Source organism: Planctomycetota bacterium (genome assembly GCA_016207825.1).
Lineage (GTDB): Bacteria > Planctomycetota > MHYJ01 > JACQXL01 > JACQZI01 > JACQZI01.
The window spans coordinates 1-16,690 of record JACQZI010000002.1 but is presented as its reverse complement, the minus strand read 5'-3'; the positions used below and the strand labels follow the sequence as shown (position 1 = coordinate 16,690).

The 16,690-nt window shown below is 42.6% G+C and carries 15 protein-coding genes; all 15 read left to right on the top strand.

The features are described 5' to 3' along the window. A complete protein-coding gene (locus tag HY811_00150; protein MBI4833222.1) occupies nucleotides 1-1,590 on the top strand; it encodes a hypothetical protein in 1,590 nt (529 codons plus the stop codon). Nucleotides 1,591-1,608: 18 nt separating this feature from the next. Beyond that, the gene (locus HY811_00145; GenBank protein ID MBI4833221.1) at nucleotides 1,609-2,682 is read left to right on the top strand and encodes a prepilin peptidase; all 1,074 of its coding nucleotides are present in this window, start codon (nucleotides 1,609-1,611) and stop codon (nucleotides 2,680-2,682) included. Next, the gene (locus tag HY811_00140; GenBank protein MBI4833220.1) at nucleotides 2,679-3,953 is read left to right on the top strand and encodes a glycosyltransferase family 4 protein; all 1,275 of its coding nucleotides are present in this window, start codon (nucleotides 2,679-2,681) and stop codon (nucleotides 3,951-3,953) included. The genes HY811_00145 and HY811_00140 overlap by 4 nt, the downstream gene beginning before the upstream one ends. Nucleotides 3,954-3,984: 31 nt before the next feature. Beyond that, entirely contained in the window at nucleotides 3,985-4,935 is a 951-nt protein-coding gene (locus tag HY811_00135) for a radical SAM protein (protein MBI4833219.1), read from the top strand. 14 nt (nucleotides 4,936-4,949) lie between these two features. Continuing rightward, nucleotides 4,950-5,912, top strand: coding sequence for a radical SAM protein (locus HY811_00130; GenBank protein MBI4833218.1), 963 nt, complete (start codon nucleotides 4,950-4,952; stop codon nucleotides 5,910-5,912). Between the two features lies 1 nt (nucleotide 5,913). Then, nucleotides 5,914-7,260, top strand: a complete 1,347-nt coding sequence (locus HY811_00125) for a B12-binding domain-containing radical SAM protein (protein MBI4833217.1) — start codon at nucleotides 5,914-5,916, stop codon at nucleotides 7,258-7,260. Nucleotides 7,261-8,493: 1,233 nt separating this feature from the next. Beyond that, on the top strand, nucleotides 8,494-8,913 hold the full coding sequence (locus HY811_00120; GenBank protein ID MBI4833216.1) for a hypothetical protein: 420 nt from the start codon (nucleotides 8,494-8,496) through the stop codon (nucleotides 8,911-8,913). A gap of 218 nt (nucleotides 8,914-9,131) precedes the next feature. After that, a complete protein-coding gene (locus HY811_00115) occupies nucleotides 9,132-9,989 on the top strand; it encodes a trypsin-like peptidase domain-containing protein (protein MBI4833215.1) in 858 nt (285 codons plus the stop codon). Nucleotides 9,990-10,026: 37 nt separating this feature from the next. Beyond that, complete coding sequence (locus HY811_00110; GenBank protein MBI4833214.1) at nucleotides 10,027-10,455, top strand: hypothetical protein; 429 nt, start codon at nucleotides 10,027-10,029, stop codon at nucleotides 10,453-10,455. A gap of 200 nt (nucleotides 10,456-10,655) precedes the next feature. Further along, nucleotides 10,656-11,435, top strand: a complete 780-nt coding sequence (locus HY811_00105; GenBank protein MBI4833213.1) for a hypothetical protein — start codon at nucleotides 10,656-10,658, stop codon at nucleotides 11,433-11,435. Between the two features lie 198 nt (nucleotides 11,436-11,633). Next, nucleotides 11,634-12,515, top strand: a complete 882-nt coding sequence (locus HY811_00100; GenBank protein MBI4833212.1) for a radical SAM protein — start codon at nucleotides 11,634-11,636, stop codon at nucleotides 12,513-12,515. Nucleotides 12,516-12,880: 365 nt separating this feature from the next. Further along, nucleotides 12,881-14,002: a radical SAM protein gene (locus HY811_00095; GenBank protein ID MBI4833211.1), complete on the top strand. Its 1,122-nt coding sequence runs from the start codon at nucleotides 12,881-12,883 to the stop codon at nucleotides 14,000-14,002. Next, nucleotides 13,999-15,054 carry a radical SAM protein gene (locus HY811_00090; GenBank protein ID MBI4833210.1) on the top strand — a complete coding sequence of 352 codons (1,056 nt, stop codon included), beginning with the start codon at nucleotides 13,999-14,001 and terminating at the stop codon, nucleotides 15,052-15,054. Before HY811_00095 ends, HY811_00090 begins: the two co-directional genes overlap by 4 nt. A gap of 173 nt (nucleotides 15,055-15,227) precedes the next feature. Further along, on the top strand, nucleotides 15,228-15,530 hold the full coding sequence (locus HY811_00085) for a hypothetical protein (protein ID MBI4833209.1): 303 nt from the start codon (nucleotides 15,228-15,230) through the stop codon (nucleotides 15,528-15,530). A 17-nt stretch (nucleotides 15,531-15,547) separates the two neighbouring features. Next, nucleotides 15,548-16,690: hypothetical protein (locus HY811_00080; GenBank protein MBI4833208.1), on the top strand; the 1,143-nt coding region annotated here is incomplete at its 3' end.

Sequence of the window (16,690 nt, the reverse complement as noted above, 5' to 3'; positions counted from 1 at the left end):
ATGAAGAAACATGCGGCTTCACTCATCGTATTGATGCTCTTGGTGATTGCCATGGTTTTTACTCATGCGGATGATAAGGACTCATCGGAAGAGCAGATGCCTTTAATCAGAATATCCGCTCCTTCGGGGTTGAAAAAAAACTTTGAAGAAATCACTTCGGATATTTTCAAGATATTGGCGGAAAAAGATTCCGCTAAGCAGGGTAAATTTGCCGTCCGGATAGAGCCTAAAGAGAATATCATGGACACCTTAGAAACAATACCCCCAAAAAAATACGATATATTCATAAGTTCTCTTATGGTCGGCAATACCAAACAGGATGCATTACCCGAAAAAACTTACCCATATAAGAAACTCGGTCTAACCCCTATCGCGGTGATAACCGCAAAACCAGCACAGGAAAACATTACAGATTTAAGCTTGACTTCATTAATGGATATTCTTTCAGGTAAAACGGATGACTGGTCAAAAATAAACCCGAAAGCAAGCGGAAAAATAACCGTATACGCAACTTTCAGGCATAATGTGTCCGCATGGCTAAATTTTTCTGAACAGCCCCAAGTAAGCCAAAAACCGGTTTCGCAGATAATAGAGCATCTAAGCGAGGATAAAAACAGTCTGGCAATTATTCCGATGGTGGAGCTAGCTGAATCCGACCTGAAAAATCTGACCATCTTGAGCATAGACGGAATATTGCCTACCCGCGAAACACTGATAAACGGGCTATATCCTTACAGTATCGCATGCTACCTTGTCTGGAAACCGGAAATCGCCGAACACGTTTTTTTTCAGGAACTTTCCGCTTATCTGGCTAAAAAAGATATCCTGGAAAAACAACAGATTTATCAGGCAGATATAATTTTAGCTGTTCTGCCGGACATGGCAAAAGCTGTGAGCGGGCTTATCCCGAAAATCAGTAAAGATGCCGGGCTTCCTGATTTCAAAGCCATGATTAAACCGGATGATAGCGCGTCTTCAGTGCTCCAGGCAGATATTACTCTTTTTTATTCGAACAGCAAATACCTGAAAGCCTATCTGGGGAAAAGAAACTTTCACTACTATCCTATCGGTATAATCCCGAACAGATTGATCGTCTCTGACAAACTTGCTGATATGGAAAACATGAGTTCCGAAAAATTAAAAGGAATACTTTCCGGTAAAATAACCGACTGGTCTGAAATCTCTACTGACCTGAAAGGGAAAATCACTGTTTATTCTCTACGCAAAAGGTTTTTTGATTCTTATTTGAAAATTCCCCCTCCCCTGGCGATAACGATGAAGTGTTCTACCGGCCAAATCATTGATTTAGCCTCTCAAGATAAAAACAGCCTTGGGATTGTTATCATAACGGACCAAACCCAGCTGAACACTAGCAAGGTGAAAACATTAAAGATTGACGGAATCTCACCTTTGGATGAAGAGGCGATTAAATCCGGCAAATACCCTTACGTCAGTCCTTGTTATATAGTATGGGACAATGCGATAGAATCAGACAAAAAAATAAAGAAGTTCCTGGATGCATTTAAGAAAACATTTGATAATGAATTGACCCTGAAAAAATATAATATCTATCCGGTTGAAAGTAAATAAAATGAATACCGGAAATGAATGGAACCGTTACTCATAAGAAACATTATCATCCTGTCTGTAACCTTTATTTTCGGCGTATATTTTTCATATACGGACATCTCTAGGAGAAAAATACCCAATATTCCGCTTCTTGGAATGCTTGTTTTTGGGTTGTTTGTCAATTTCTTAACTATTAAGGAAAACCCTCAGGCAGCCAAAGAAATACCGTTGTTTTTCGGGATAGCTTTCGGCATGGGCATAGGAGCGTATTTCTTTGAACTCTGGCATGCAGGCGATGGAAAACTCTTTATCGCCTCCACAATTAATCTCTTGCCCTTTACCATTAATCTTCTCCATTCTGTTTACGTAATAACGCTGAATATCCTTATCCCTTTGTCAATATGTTATTGCCTTATGTTTCCATATTTGCTTCTTGAGGTTTATTTTCAGCGGCAATTTTTTAAGGAAGCAATCAAAAACACACTTGTAAAAACCGCAGAACGCACATTATCCATTACGCGGATTTTGCAGTTGATAATGATATCCGCCGTTGCCTTGCTTATGCCTATCAACGTAAATATTATGTTAAGAACCATTGTAATCTTCATGCTTTCTCACTTGCTGTTCAACCCTTTCAGGGGGAAAATCGGCGATTACATTAAACAAAGGGGAAAATCATCGCATGTTTACGGCATTATTTCTTTCATATTGCTCCTTATCATAAAAATAACAGGCTCTCATTTTTCCTTTTCAGGGCTTTTATTTTTGTTTGGATTCGTCTGTTTCTTCAATTTTTACAAGACACTGGAGTTTTTCTCGCATATTTTTCCCGTTAAAGCTGCCGATTTAAAAGCGGATATGGAATTAGGCTTAAATTTGTATAAAGGTAAGGATAAAGTCATGATAGGATTCAAAACGCCCAAGGGCGCCGAGATATTATTCAAAGAATCAGCGCGGTTAACCGAATCGAACATCAGCCGGTTGCAAGAAATAGCCGGAACGCAGCCGGAATTTTACGTGCCCATAAGAGTGGAGGAAAAACCGCTTCCTTTTGCTCCTTTTATTGTTGCTTCGACATTATTCATTATGTTAAAATTAATGCTCATAATATGAAAATATGTATTATCGGTAAATACCCGCCTATTGCCGGTGGTGTTTCGGCGCATACCTACTGGTTTGCGCGCGCTTTGGGACAGCAGGGGCACCAAGTCCATATTGTAACCAACGCTTTTCTTGTAGAGGAGATGTACCGCGAACAGTTGAATTTGGATAAGCAGGCGGAACAAGCTTTTTACCAGCCTAAAAATGTTTTTGTTCATAACCTGCCGGAAGAAGATATTCTTTCTGTAGTCCCTATTCCTCATACAGATGCCATGGTTGTGCGTTTGGCTAATTTAGCCGTGGAAGTTGTTAAAAAATATGATTGTGAAATAATACATTCTATTTATACGTTACCTTACGGATTTGCCGGTTACCTGTCAAAAATGTTTACCGGTCGCCGGCAGCTTTTGCAAACCGCCGGAAGCGATGCCAGAAAGATTTTCAGCCGCCCTTCTTTCCGGACCGCCTTTATACATCTTTTCAAGAATGTTGATGGAGTTATAACATTAGGAAATTTACATCGCGAACTGATAAATTTGGGTATTGCTCCGGGCAAGTTTTACGCCGCGCCTTTTTACCAGGTAAATCCGAACTGTTTTAACTCCGATGCAAAGCCCATTAACCTGGGTGAACTGGGCATAGGCAAATTAGACAAAAATATCCCTCTTTTACTGGTTGCCTGCAAGACAAGCAGGAATAAAGGTGTTTTTGAACTTGTAACGGCGCTGGAAAAGATAAAAGAAATATTTTTTATCCTATTCGTTACCAACGGTAAATTAATAGGCGAATTCCGTGAACACCTTGGTAAATACCCCAATGTCCTGAGGCAATCAAAAATAATTCCTTTCCTGCCTCCGTGGAAAATGCCCGGTTTGATAAAACGCGCTTCCTGCGTGATTCATCTGGAAAACCAGTTTCCGGTAAAAGAACACCAGCCGGTATTATACAGGGAATCCTTTGCCACGGGAGCTTGTACGCTTCTGAGCGAGGAAATCGCGGGTAAATTCCCCTTTAAGAACTCATTAAAGGACGGTTACAATACCTTCATTGTCAATCCCCTCAAAATGTCTGAGCTAAGCACGAAACTCTCCCGTATTATTAAAAATAAAGCCAAGCGCATTAGTGTAGGTAAAAACGCCTATAAAACATTGAGAGAAAAAGTGACTCATTTCGAGGAATACATTAACGGACGTTTTAAGGCATATGACGCTGTTTTATCTGGTGTGACCGTTAATCCGCTGAATCACTCATTGCTTCCCAACGGCTTTAAAAACCATTATTGACTTTTTCGTTAATTTATTGTATAAAAATAATATGACCACCCGCTCTTACATAGAAATTTGTTATATTTGCAATAGCAACTGCATTTCCTGCCCCTGCCCGGCTTCCTGGCAGAAAGCAGGGATATTGCCCTTTAAGAAACTAAAAGAATATCTTGATAAAAACACCGGTTACGGTTCGGTAGTCAATATCAATGGCGGTGAGCCGACCATCCACCCTGATTTTATCAAAATCGTCCAATACGCACACGGGCACGGCGCAAGAGTCGGCGTATTGACCAACGGCAGGAAATTCGCAAACCGTTGGTTTGCCGAAAACGCAGTCAAAGCCGGCCTTGATGATGTCTGCATTGCCTTTCATTCATCCAACAAGAAATCCTATGAAGCATTCACCCGCGCCAAAGGCAGTTTTAACGAAGTGTTTTCTGGGGTGAAAAATCTCTGCCGATTAAAATCAGGCGGTTACCCAATAAGTATTGTTTTGAAAATACTCATCTGCAAAAGCACCGTAAAAGACCTGCCGGAAACTATCCGGTTCATCGCGCGTAACTTTCCCGATGTGGATACGATTTTATTGGAAGCAATGGATATCGTCTGTTCAGCCGAGGAAAACAAGGGTAAAACGCTGATTAGCTTAACCCAAGCCGCACCCTTGATAAGCCAAGCCGTAACTATCGGCATAAAAAACAGCCAGAATATACAGTTAAGATACATCCCGCCCTGTATTTTCCCTAATCCGGAATCCTATTATCGCCTTTTGATCTGTAACAAACAGGAAAACCATAATATACTTGGTCTTAAGCGTTACATAGAAAACTCGCAATTGGACGGAACAGGAGTAAAACCACCTTGGTGTAAGGAATGCAAAGCAGATAATATCTGCCCGGGTGTGTGGAAATCGTATGAGGAAGTAGTCGGTTTACATGAGCTAAAACCTATAAAAATTCTGAAAAAACCGGGCTTCCTGGGTGTAAAACACTCTTAAGGAGCTTAAAATAAATGCCTAAATGCTCTTCCCGTTTCGTTAACCTGGAAATATGTTATAACTGCAACAATAAATGCATTTCCTGCCCGTCACCACCTGCCTGGAAAAAACACGGGATATTACCCTTTAACGAAGTAAAAAGCTATATTGATAAATACCGGGAAAATACACTTACCTTAAGCGGAGGAGAGCCGACTATACATCCGGATTTTCTTGAAATTACCCGATACGCGGCAAAAACAGGCACCTGGCTGGGTATTTTAACCAATGGCCGTAAATTTGCCGATAAAAAGTTCGCTAAAGAAGCGATTAAATCCGGTTTGCGCGAGCCTTTTATCGTGTTCCATTCTTCAGACAGAAAACTCTTTGACGCTTTTACCGGCGTTAAAGGCAGTTTCGATGAAACCTTAGCCGGCATAAAAAACCTGATGGAATTAAGGGGAAAAGGGAATAAATTGCTCATCAACGTAAAAATATTGGCATGTAAAAGCACCATAAAATCGCTTTCTGAAACAGTAAGGTTTATTTCCGAAGAATTACCGCGCCCTAATATGCTCCTGATGGAATCGCTGGATATGGTTTCCGGCGCGCTGTCAAACCGTAAAAAAACCTTTATCAGGCTCACCGACGCCAAGCCGTATATTATGAAAGCGCTTGATATCGGCTCTTCCTATAATCAAAATATAAAGTTATACCGCATCCCCCCCTGTATTTTCCCTAACCCGGGATTTTATTTACCTTTTGTTTACAGGGAGCCTAAAATAGGCGAAATGGTCGGTCCGCCCAGAACCGAAATTGACATCTGCGCAATACCTGAAGAAACCCGTTCTCCGTGTGTAAAACCGGAATCCTGCAAGGAATGTGAAGCGGACAATCTCTGCCGGGGAGTGTGGCGCTCTTATGAAAGGTTTTTTGGTTTGGATGAACTTAAACCAATAAAATACCGTAAATTGCCTTCGTGGCTGAGGCGTTCCTGAAATGATGAAAAAGATACAGCTGTTTTTCGCACCCCATGATAAGGAAGATCTTAATCCAACCAATGCCCTTCCCAATTTAGGATTATTGATACTGGCCAATTGTTTAAAGTCGGCATTTCGAAAAAGCGTCAAAATAGAAATTACGGATGGCGCAATCATAGATTATCCTACTATGGTCGGCAAAATCGACCCAGAAGCGTCTTTTTATGGATTCAATATGCGTGGGTATAATGCACAAAACACCTTGAAACTGGTGTCAAAAGCAAAAAAAGCAAATCCCAAAGGAACCGTTATTTTAGGAGGAATACACGCTACCCATTTATACAGGGAAATCCTTTCTGGCGGCTTGGAAGCGGATATAATCGTGCGTTCCGATGGTGAAGAAGCAATAGTGGAAATCGTAAAAGGAACAGCTTTTCCCGATATTCCCAATATCGCATATAGGTATAAAACAGGTGAAATCCACACAAACGAATTAAAACAGGTCGATATCAGAAATTTTCCCCCGCTTGACTATTCTTTCGTCAATCCGGAAGATTATTTTAAAATCCAAAGCTTGGAGTCGCGCCGCATACGGATGCTGGCTACTTTTTCCATGCGAGGTTGCATCAACCAAATCGGAATGAACAAAAAGTGCAGTTTTTGCTGTGTCAAAGACAAAGGATTAAGGTTAAGAAAACCGGAAATTGCGGTTGAAGAACGGAAATTACTTTCTAAAAAATGGGGCGTTAATCTTATCCGGGACGTTTCCGGAAATATATTTTCTTCTCCGTCATGGCTGGAAAAATACCGCAAAAAAATATTAGAAGGCGAAACCAATTATGTTAAATATGTCGTTTCATGCGAGGCTGAAATGATTAACAAAAAAAACATCTCCTTGCTTAAAGACATCGGAACAGCCGTTGCCTATGTAGGTTTTACCAGCAATGACGCGGAAGTCCTAAAGCTTGCCAATAAAAAATCGACCCCTGAGGACAACAAAAAAGCGACACGGCTGCTGAATGAATCAGGGCTCTATAGCAATAGTTATTTAATTCTGGGGTTAGAAGGGGAAACCGAAGAAAGCCTTCAGAAAAACTACGATTTCGCCAGTAAAATTTCCGAATATCCCAAATCAAAGTTTTACGTAAAACTACTGGAAATAGACCCGGGCTCTGGTTGCTTTGAGAAATTGATGGCGCATCCCGAAATCAAACGGAAATATCAGGGGCAATATATTTTCGACCAAGAAAAACTCTTTTCAGATTGGGCGGCTTTATTCTGCCGAACGGACAAAAAAACTATTTTGGATTATCACGAAAAAATAAGGAAGTTTGCCTTTCGCCGAAAGGCGGAAATAGAGTTTTGATGTTTTTCATCACGGCTTAATCAATTGCACAAATCCGCGGATTAATCCAAAAAGTTGGGCTGTTAGCGCTCATATATTAATTTTCGCTTAAATAAAGACCTTTGTAAATGAAAATGGGCTATAGTCCCTCGGAATTCGCGGAATTAGGTGGCATTCTTACAGTAAAACAATCGATTTCAATGAATTTAATCCTATCAAAAACATCAAAATACCTGCCTGGTTAAGCCATAAAGTTAAAATTAAATGATTAACTATTGAGACTAACATACTTAATGTCCTAATTACTTTTTCTGATTGTCATTCCGTGCTTGCCGCCTTTGGCGAGCCTCGCTTCTGGCGGGACACGGAATCCAGCCAAATCCGTGGTTTCCTGGATTCCCGCTTTCGCTCCATTCTGCCGAAGGTCCCTATTATCGGGTGTCCCTTCAAGGAGAACACTCAGGGTGAACCCCGTAGCGAAGCGGAGCGGGGCGGGAATGACCCAGAGAGGCGGACATTAGCTATATGAATATCAATAATTTCTTGTTTTTTCCTGCCACGGGGTATAGGGGTAGGATACCTCCTCCCTATTTGCCAGTCACCACGTCTTTTCTGTAAACGCAAACACCTGATTTTCCGCCAACCAGTAAAATACCCGTTGCCGGACAGCCGGGGAGAGGGGGTATCCTCCCCCTACCCGGTTCTCAGTTGCCGAATTCCCCTTTTGCTATTGCCGAATACACCCATTACATCCGGCAGGAGCTATCTTTTCACCTGGCCCGCACACACCTTAAAACGTTTTGAAAAACTATCCGGCAATCGGCAGGGTTACGCTTCGTCGGATGCGCAGGGGGAGGAGGTATCCTACCTCCAGTCGCCTATAAGGGAAAGAAGAACCCCATTGCCTCCGGCGAATATATTTTTTCGTTTTTCGTAAAATTTATAAAACTTTTCACCATTTTTATTGTAGTATATTATAGAAGGACCGAGAGCTTAAAATCCCGTGGTTTGATAGCCCAAAACAAGGGAAAAGCGTTAAATTCACCACTCCGATGATTAATTCGGAGGAGGCCCGACCCCGTAAAAAACGGGGCATTTTCGGCGGGCCGGAAAGAAGGTGACGCGAAATGGTGCACGCACCGCTTTTATGACGGCAATGGCTCGTATGATGATTCCCCTTGCCAGGATGGGCAGGATAACCTGTTCTTCCACGGGAAACCTGCGTACCAAAAACAGCCTTTCACGGTAAAGGAGATGGTCTATCTCCTGGCGCGCATCTATCTACACCTGCCCAAAGATGCCTACCTTAAAAGGCTCCAGTCGTTTGATGACAATAATTTTAAATGGCATGTAACACTGTGTAAGTGCGGCATCAAAAGCCATGAGCTAAGGCATATGATCCGTATTTTCAGGGACGATTATAAGTGGCTGGTCCATAAAGAGGAAGACGGTTCTTTCAGGCGGTTTTCCTTAAGGGAGAGCATATCGCTGGTCGTTCACCTCATGCGGAATTTCGAGCGGGAGCACTGGGATATCATCCTGGCGCTTTACGATATGGATTGGGATTTTGAGGAGATTTATAAGAAGCATAATAAGACAAAACGCTGTATATATTACTTCCTGGGTAAATACATCAAAAAACCCATGATAGATTTCCTTTCCAGCCTTAATTAGGGTATTCCTTTTCCCACCTAAAATTTACAAAAAAACACTACAGCCGGAATTGCAAAAATTTTTTATCACCTTGCCATGCCTGGAGTTAGGACTAAAAACCGCATTCCCAAAAGTTACAAACCGCGTAATAATCACCTTGATATTGAGAGGCAAAACTAATGGAGAATCGCGAATGGCGAATTCAGAATTGCGAATGTCCTTTCAAGGAGGGTGAAGATATGAGGAACCGCGGATTTAACGGATTAACCGGATTTAGAAGGCTAATAATCATATTGGTTTTGGGGATATGGGGCATTTTGTTTACGGCCTGGGTAACTAAACCTCCGGAGTTGCCGTCTGATGTTATCATCATTCGGCCTTTGCCCGAAGGCAAAAATCCTTACCAGCGCGAGTATGATGAAATGCTCAAACCTGCTGTAATGATTACGACAATAACAGGCAGAGGAACGGGTGTAATCATTCCAGGTTCATTGGTTCATCAGTCCATTAGTTCAACAGGAACATACATACTTACTGCCGCGCATGTTGTAGGGAAGTATTCAAGCGTGGACGTTACATTTTATGATTATAGCCATCAAGATACGGAAACACTAAGGGCTTCTATTGTTTTAACTGATACTGGAAAGGATTTAGCTCTTATTCGTGTGATTCGTAATATTGGTGACATTCGTGTTAAAGATATTTATTCAGCGAAGCTTGCTCCTAAAGATTATACACCATATTTATTTGCCCCGGTTTGGGCGGTGGGTTGCTCTCTTGGTTTACCCCCTCGCCCATCTTTCGGTCACCTTTGCGCCTTTGCGGTCGATTCATGGGAAGTTTCCGCACCTATATTGCCGGGAAATTCCGGCGGCGGAGTGTTCGCAAAGCGAACCGACGTCCCGTCACAAGACGGGAACCGTTCAACTTATGAGCTAATCGGTATTGCGGTTTGGGTCAGGTTATACCAAGACCAATTAGTAACAACAATGGCCGGAGTGGTTCCCATCGGCGAAATCTATAGATTTCTTGATGGAGTTCCAGGGTTTAAAGGTTCAAATGTTCAAAAGAGAACTATTGAACCATTGAATGATTAAACACGCGGAGCGAACTTTCGTGAAGGAGGTGAGAGTTATGAAAAGACCGGCGAAACGACAGTGGAGTCCCGACCTAATCGGGAACGAATTGGATACCTACGAATACCTTTCCATCCATTTGATGGGGGAACGCAAGCTTTACGAAAAGAGCTTTGAAATGGTGAAAATCCAAGTCCGGGAGCTTAAGAAATTCCGAAGCCTTAATGCCTTGATGGCTTTCTTCAGTTACGCAAAGGGTGAAGACGCCTTGCCGCGCGATAAGGCGGAAGCCTTCCTAATTAAAGAAGCTTTGTTCAGGCTGGATGAGGAAACGCCATCCTTGCGGCCGCAAATCGTGGAAGTGCTGATGATTGCGATGTGGGACGAACTTGCCCAAAAATACGGCACACACGAAGGCTTCCGGAATAGCTACTGGGATTTGCTCCTGGAGCTGGAAAGCAGGAAAAACTCCAAAGAAACCATTTGATTATTGGAGTTTAAAGTGTGGTGATTATTTGGAAAGTGGTGTTTGAAATTTGGAATTTATTTTCCATTCGTTAATCAGGTGTAACGAAGTGTCTTTTCTTTAGCGCGCGTGAAAGGGAGTTATATCGGCGAATGGATTAAATTAATGAAATATCCCCCCGACGTTACGTCGGGGGACCTACGGGAAAGGGGGTGAGAAAAATGGGTATGCCAAAAACGCATTTGAAAATGCCCATAGACAACACCGCGCCAGCGCCTGCCGAAATAGGTGAATACTGGAATAAGGGGCTGGACGGCAAAGCGGGGCGGATAAACGACCACATGCTCAACCGTGTCCCGGATGGCGAAGCCTACCTGAACACTATAGCCGAACGGGCGGAACAGGAATACCAATCCTATCCCAACCCGGGCTATATCTCCAAAAAGGGACTGACCACTTCCGGCATTACCTCCAAGTTTGCGGCGAATATCAAGCGTGCTTATGAAAAGTTCAAGGAGAACTGGAAATTCATGTTTGATAATGACGCGGCAAATTACAAGGAGCGGGTGGCGCGGGGGCTTGGCAGGTTCCTGAAAGGCATCGGCGAACGGACGCTTGCTTTGACCGGGTTCAAAAAGCAGGGACGCGGGCCGGCCGCTATCGCTGGTTTCTGGCTTTCGGGTGATGCCAAAATCATCAGGGAACTGCGTTCCGGCGACACCGCCGAAGGCGGTCCTTTCAGGATTTGTCCCATCGGGACAGAGGGTGACTTGAGAGCCGCTCTTAACCAAAGGCTGGTCAAAGCCGGCGGCTTGGTCCTGCGGTCGAACCTGGATGATGCCACGATTGATTCCGTCAATACGGCGGTGAACCAGTTAGTCCAGCGTTATGTCGATCCGTCTCTTGGGCTGGAAAGCTTCACAACCGGCGGTGCAAGCCATGTTGACTTTATCAAGGAGAACAAGCAGTTGTATCTTGATATAAAAGTCAGCCAGGTGTAATCACTTAGTAGGCAGTAACCGGTAGTCAGCGAACAGTGGGGGTGGCTTTGGACAGTAAATCCGGAGCCGCCCCTTTCCTTGTAGGTGATAAAAATCTTATAGGTCTTGTACAAGCCCCTGTTGATAAAAAGCAGGAAGCTCACTAAATCCTCCATAATCTTAATTGACTTTTCAGGGGAAACGTGGTAAATTATAAACATGAGTTTTCCTTTTGACAGATATGCGATACTGAATCTCGGGATTTCAGATGAATGCAACCAAAAATGCCTTTTCTGTTTAAAACCATTTAAATCATTCTACTCATTATATGATATTAAGTCGCTGATTCACATGGGTATAGCCGAAAAACACATCAAAGGCATCTGGTTTGGCGGCGGAGAACCTTTTTTATACGGTCATTTGGAAGATGTTATGAAATTATGCCGTAAAAAGCGCCTGAAGATATTGGTGACCACCAACGGCACGGTATTAAATAATTTGCAAAAGCTCGTGAATTTAATCGATGTTCTCGTAATATCCTTGCATTCCCATAAGCCGGAGATTCACAACACACTCACGCAAAGCAAGAGTTCGTACCAGGATATTCTTAAGACGGTTTCATTTTTAAAAGAAAGGCGTAGGGGATTTTATGTTAACTGCGTTTGCAACGCCCATAATTACAAAGAATTGCCGGAATTTGCCGAATATATATTTGCCGGGTTTGGCGACAGCCTGCTCGGCTTGCAAATATTTTCCGCAAAATACCAGGGTCGCGCGCTGGAGAATAAAGGTATTTTGGTGAAGCACAGCGATGCCGCGCTTTATCTTAAAAAAACGGGTGAAATAAGCCGCAAGAAAAAGCTGAATATCGTGCTGCGTGATTTTCCGTTATGCATCGCACCGGAATCGATAACCGCCCGCAGGTATCCTAATAATTATTTGGGGTATATAAAAAGAGGGAGGTATCTTGTTGAACCCGTCATCGATATGAGAAAAAACCACCCGGATAAATGCTATGGCTGCCGGCTGATAAAAAAATGTTCGGGGCTGGATATTAATTATATAGAATTTAATGGGGTTGAAGAATTAAAGCCTTTGTAAGGGTTATTAGTTTTCGGACAATCAGGATCGGCTGTGTTTTAACAGCCATTTGGCTTTAAAGATTGTTTTATTTTGAAATAAATGCCTGGTGTAACAGTAGAAAGAGCAGGAAGTCTTAGTACCGTAAATCATAAATGGGTGTCCAAAAAAGCCTCCTCTATGTCGTCATTGCGAGCGACCTCGCTTCGGCGGGGGAGCGTGGCAATCTCTGTTTTATGCGGAGAATATGAGATTGCTTCGGTCGTCCCGCCCTGCGGGACTCCCTCGCAATGACACTTTTCGGACACCTTATTGTGATTTGCTGTACTTAGGATGCCGTAAAAAACAGTTGACTGTGCGGTGAAATTGTGTTATGCATAAATATTATGTATCCCATTAACAGCAAAATTCCACAAGCGGAGCGGATTCCAAAAAATAAAAAATGCTATCTTTTTTGGGAGATTACTTCCGAATGCGGCAATAACTGTAAATTCTGTTTCCGAAAAGACGGGACATCACACAAAGACCTTTCTCATGGTGATTGCCTGAAAATACTCAACTCTTATCGCGAATTCAGCAAGGCTTATCCGCTTAATGCCAATGTGACCTTTACCGGCGGTGACCCGCTTTTGCGCGGAGATTTCATGGATATCCTTGAAATTGCCGCTGAATATCAACGGTCAGGCGCCATCAAGAATATCAGGATTTTATGCAACCCCGACTATATAAACGAAGAAATCGCCCGCCGTTTGAAATCATTGTCCCCTGATATCATTTGCCGGTTAAATATTGATGGGCTTGAAACTACTCATGATTTTATCCGTAAACCGGGCGGTTTTAAGAAAACCATAAACGCGTTCAGATGCCTTCATGATGTTGGCATCACCGCTCATGCCGCTTTTTGCCTCTATCGCGCTAATGCCAAAGAGTTACTCGATGTTATCCGTAGGGTTATTTCGGAAAACATTTCGAAGTTTGTGTTTTTCCCTATTACGCCGGTCGGGGCAGGCAGTAATCTTGAAAACGACCTGCTTTTGCCTTCAGAATACAGGAAACTTTTGATTGATGTACTTGGACTGCTTGATTCGCTTCCCGGTAAACACCAAAACCTTAAGAACGGAATAATTGCCGGTGGCCACTTATTCTCCCTGCTTTTTTATGAACTGGGCAGGTGGAATGAATATCTTAAGATTAGGGGAGCGGACAAAGCACCGGAAACTAATGAGCAAGGAATTATTTTTGCGGTTTTACCGGATGGCGATGTGTATCTCCGAAGGCTTATCCCGATAAAAATAGGGCGCGTTCCGCAGGATTCCTTCCGTAAAATTTACGAATCATCTGATTTGTTGAGGTCACTTGAGGATGTGCCGTACACTGAAAAGAAAAAAGCGGAATTTGCCAAATGCCGTGCCTGCCCGGCGGTGGTTTATTGCGGGCAGGGTATCGGGTGCGTCCATCATACACCGGGAAGTATTTACGGCCCCCACAGAATGTGCTGGGTGGAATGATGAAAAATTTAAAATTATCAGAATGCAAAAACCGCACCGGATATTCATTTCGCTGGGCGATTACTAATAAATGCGAAGGTGAATGCAAGCATTGCAACCGGGCAGGCAGGTATTTTAAAAAAGATATCTCTTACAACTATTGCCTTGAAATACTGGCAAGCTTCCGAACGTTCCTTCTTAAAAATAACCTTATAGGCCAGATAACTTTTACCGGAGGCGACCCTCTCCAAAGAAAAGATTTTTTCGATATTCTTGAAGTGGCTTACGAATACAAAAAATCCGGTATTATTGACAGAATCGGCGTTGCAGGTACCCCATTGAAAATCACCCCTAAAATTGCGGTTAAATTAAAGGAATTTGATATTTCTTTCTTTTCTCTAAGCCTAGACGGGATGGAAAAAACCCATGATGACATAAGAAAACGCGGGGATTTCAGGCAAACCTTGCTGGCTTTAAGGCATCTTAAAAAAGCCGGGATAAAAACCAAGATAAATTTTACACTCTCCCGCATTAATTCGGATGAACTGGAAGATTGCATCAGTTTGCTTGTAGATAAACAGGTAAATATTTTTACTTTTGGATTACTATGGCCAGGAGGAAAAGGAGCTGAACTTAGGTCAAAAATGCTTACTCCTTTGGAGTATCGTGATGTTTTAATCAGATTAATCAATCTCTTTGATAAACTGCCCGGGGATTGCAATTTTAAATATGAGATTATCGCGCCTCAGGAATACCATCATTTGTTTGCCCGCGCCTATTATGAACTGGGACGTTTGGATGAATACAAAAAAATCATAACCCATAAAAATTATCGTTCATCTGCCGTAGAAAAGCCCATTCTTAAGATTAATGAAATCACCAAGGGAAAAACAATAAACCCGCTTTTCTTCCAGAAACATTACGAATCGTGGAAAAAAACGGAGCCAGCCAAAAAGAATGCTGATAAATTCAAAAAATGCAGCTTGTGCCCGGTTAAACAATATTGCCGTAATACTGTTAGGGAAAAGCATAATCCGGATATAACCATGAACAGGATGTGTTGGGTGGAATAGTTGTTAGACGTTAGATTTTAAACGGCGTGGCCGCTTGATAATTGGCTTTGCTAAATATTTTTCCGCTTTTCATAAAAAAAGTTGACAACAGAATGGTAATCAAGTATACTTAAAATGGAAAGATTATAGGTCTTTCGCTATCGCGTTTTTATGTAAGAAAAGGAGATTATTACATGGAAGAGTCTAAAAAAAGGAAGATAAAAAGGAAGCTTATTAATTTTATTAAAAGTGAAAAAGGCGGTATCAGCAAGGGGAAAGTGATAAAAATCGGTGGCTTGACACTTGGGTTATTGGGTGGAATAATGGGAGCCGATGTGTTTGCCAGAAGCCATACCAATACTGTGGATATGGTTTTCGACCCGACTGCTCCGGGCCGCTTAGGAACACATACCAATACTGTCAGCTGGAGTTGGGGTAATACTTGGGCAGCCTGGGACGATGGGTGTGGCGCTGGCTGCTGTTGTTGTTGCGTGTAATGCGTTAGGAGATATACATGATAATAAAAAAGGCTGTTTTTGTTGTTGGTTTTGCCGTTTTGTTCGGTTTGGTCGTTAGTAATATCTTAGCGGATGAATGGGCAGAGACATCCTTTGTTTCGGGAGCTTTTTCCAATACCGTAACAACTACGGATAATACCGAAGCCGTACTTTCCAATGGAGTTGCACCATACGCCGCCAATGGGACTTATATTTCTGCTAATATCGCTCCGGCCGGTGTTTCCTACTGGGGTGTTTTTACTGCTACTTATGGGGAAACGGTGGATAGCTGCGAGGCCATTGCCGGATGGGTTAATGGTTGGGGAATTGTCAGTGTTAATAATACTACTTATAAAGAAAAGGTGAATGCGATAAATATAACAAAAACTAATGCGGGTATTACTGATTTTTCCGTGTATAAAAATATTACGGCAATCAATTTGACAGGCAAAACCATAAGGGTTTGGTTATATATTAAAGACCAGACTACGCTAAATAAGGTTAGCAGTGTTGAGGTTTTCTTGTTTAATGCCTATCCCGTCTGGGCATGGTATGTATATAAGAGCACACCCAAGGCATCGTTGGCAATTGGTTGGAATCTCGTTTCGCTTGATACTAATAATCCCGAAGCTATCAACGGAACGCCTAATTTAAATTCAGTGGGCGCCTTACGGCTTGATATAAATACGGTTAACGCGGCTGACCTTTACGCGGCCGGCGATGTAATAATGGATTTTTGGTATATGAGTAATAGTACCCCCGTTGATACATCCCTTAACTTTGATGTCCTGGATGGAGCTAATAACCTTATTGCTTCAGTGGCATCCGGCGATAATCTTGCCCTGAAAGTGGTAAATGCTTCTACCTACCCGCAGATAAAACTCCGGGCGAATTTTGTTGCCACAGATACGAATAAAACCCCGGTTTTATGCGACTGGTATGTAAGTTATTCTACAGCGAATCCGCCACCGGTGGTAATGGCGCCCGGCTCGTTTGATGACCTGGTAACCTGTCAATTGGACGGGGATGCCGAATATGAATTTGCGGGGGGAAATATCGGCGGAGAGGTTTATGCTATGGATAATGACGGGACTTTCAAATGGTCGCGTACAGGTTTAGGCTATATTATGTCCCTTAGTGCAGGAGATGTCAATGCGGAC

Coding starts and splice junctions, on each gene's coding strand:
- HY811_00120 (MBI4833216.1), top strand. CDS start 8,494: ATGGTCTATCTCCTGGCGCGCATCTATCTACACCTGCCCAAAGATGCC.
- HY811_00130 (MBI4833218.1), top strand. CDS start 4,950: ATGCCTAAATGCTCTTCCCGTTTCGTTAACCTGGAAATATGTTATAAC.
- HY811_00150 (MBI4833222.1), top strand. CDS start 1: ATGAAGAAACATGCGGCTTCACTCATCGTATTGATGCTCTTGGTGATT.
- HY811_00095 (MBI4833211.1), top strand. CDS start 12,881: ATGTATCCCATTAACAGCAAAATTCCACAAGCGGAGCGGATTCCAAAA.
- HY811_00135 (MBI4833219.1), top strand. CDS start 3,985: ATGACCACCCGCTCTTACATAGAAATTTGTTATATTTGCAATAGCAAC.
- HY811_00115 (MBI4833215.1), top strand. CDS start 9,132: ATGAGGAACCGCGGATTTAACGGATTAACCGGATTTAGAAGGCTAATA.
- HY811_00085 (MBI4833209.1), top strand. CDS start 15,228: ATGGAAGAGTCTAAAAAAAGGAAGATAAAAAGGAAGCTTATTAATTTT.
- HY811_00100 (MBI4833212.1), top strand. CDS start 11,634: ATGAGTTTTCCTTTTGACAGATATGCGATACTGAATCTCGGGATTTCA.
- HY811_00110 (MBI4833214.1), top strand. CDS start 10,027: ATGAAAAGACCGGCGAAACGACAGTGGAGTCCCGACCTAATCGGGAAC.
- HY811_00090 (MBI4833210.1), top strand. CDS start 13,999: ATGATGAAAAATTTAAAATTATCAGAATGCAAAAACCGCACCGGATAT.
- HY811_00140 (MBI4833220.1), top strand. CDS start 2,679: ATGAAAATATGTATTATCGGTAAATACCCGCCTATTGCCGGTGGTGTT.
- HY811_00125 (MBI4833217.1), top strand. CDS start 5,914: ATGATGAAAAAGATACAGCTGTTTTTCGCACCCCATGATAAGGAAGAT.
- HY811_00105 (MBI4833213.1), top strand. CDS start 10,656: ATGGGTATGCCAAAAACGCATTTGAAAATGCCCATAGACAACACCGCG.
- HY811_00145 (MBI4833221.1), top strand. CDS start 1,609: ATGGAACCGTTACTCATAAGAAACATTATCATCCTGTCTGTAACCTTT.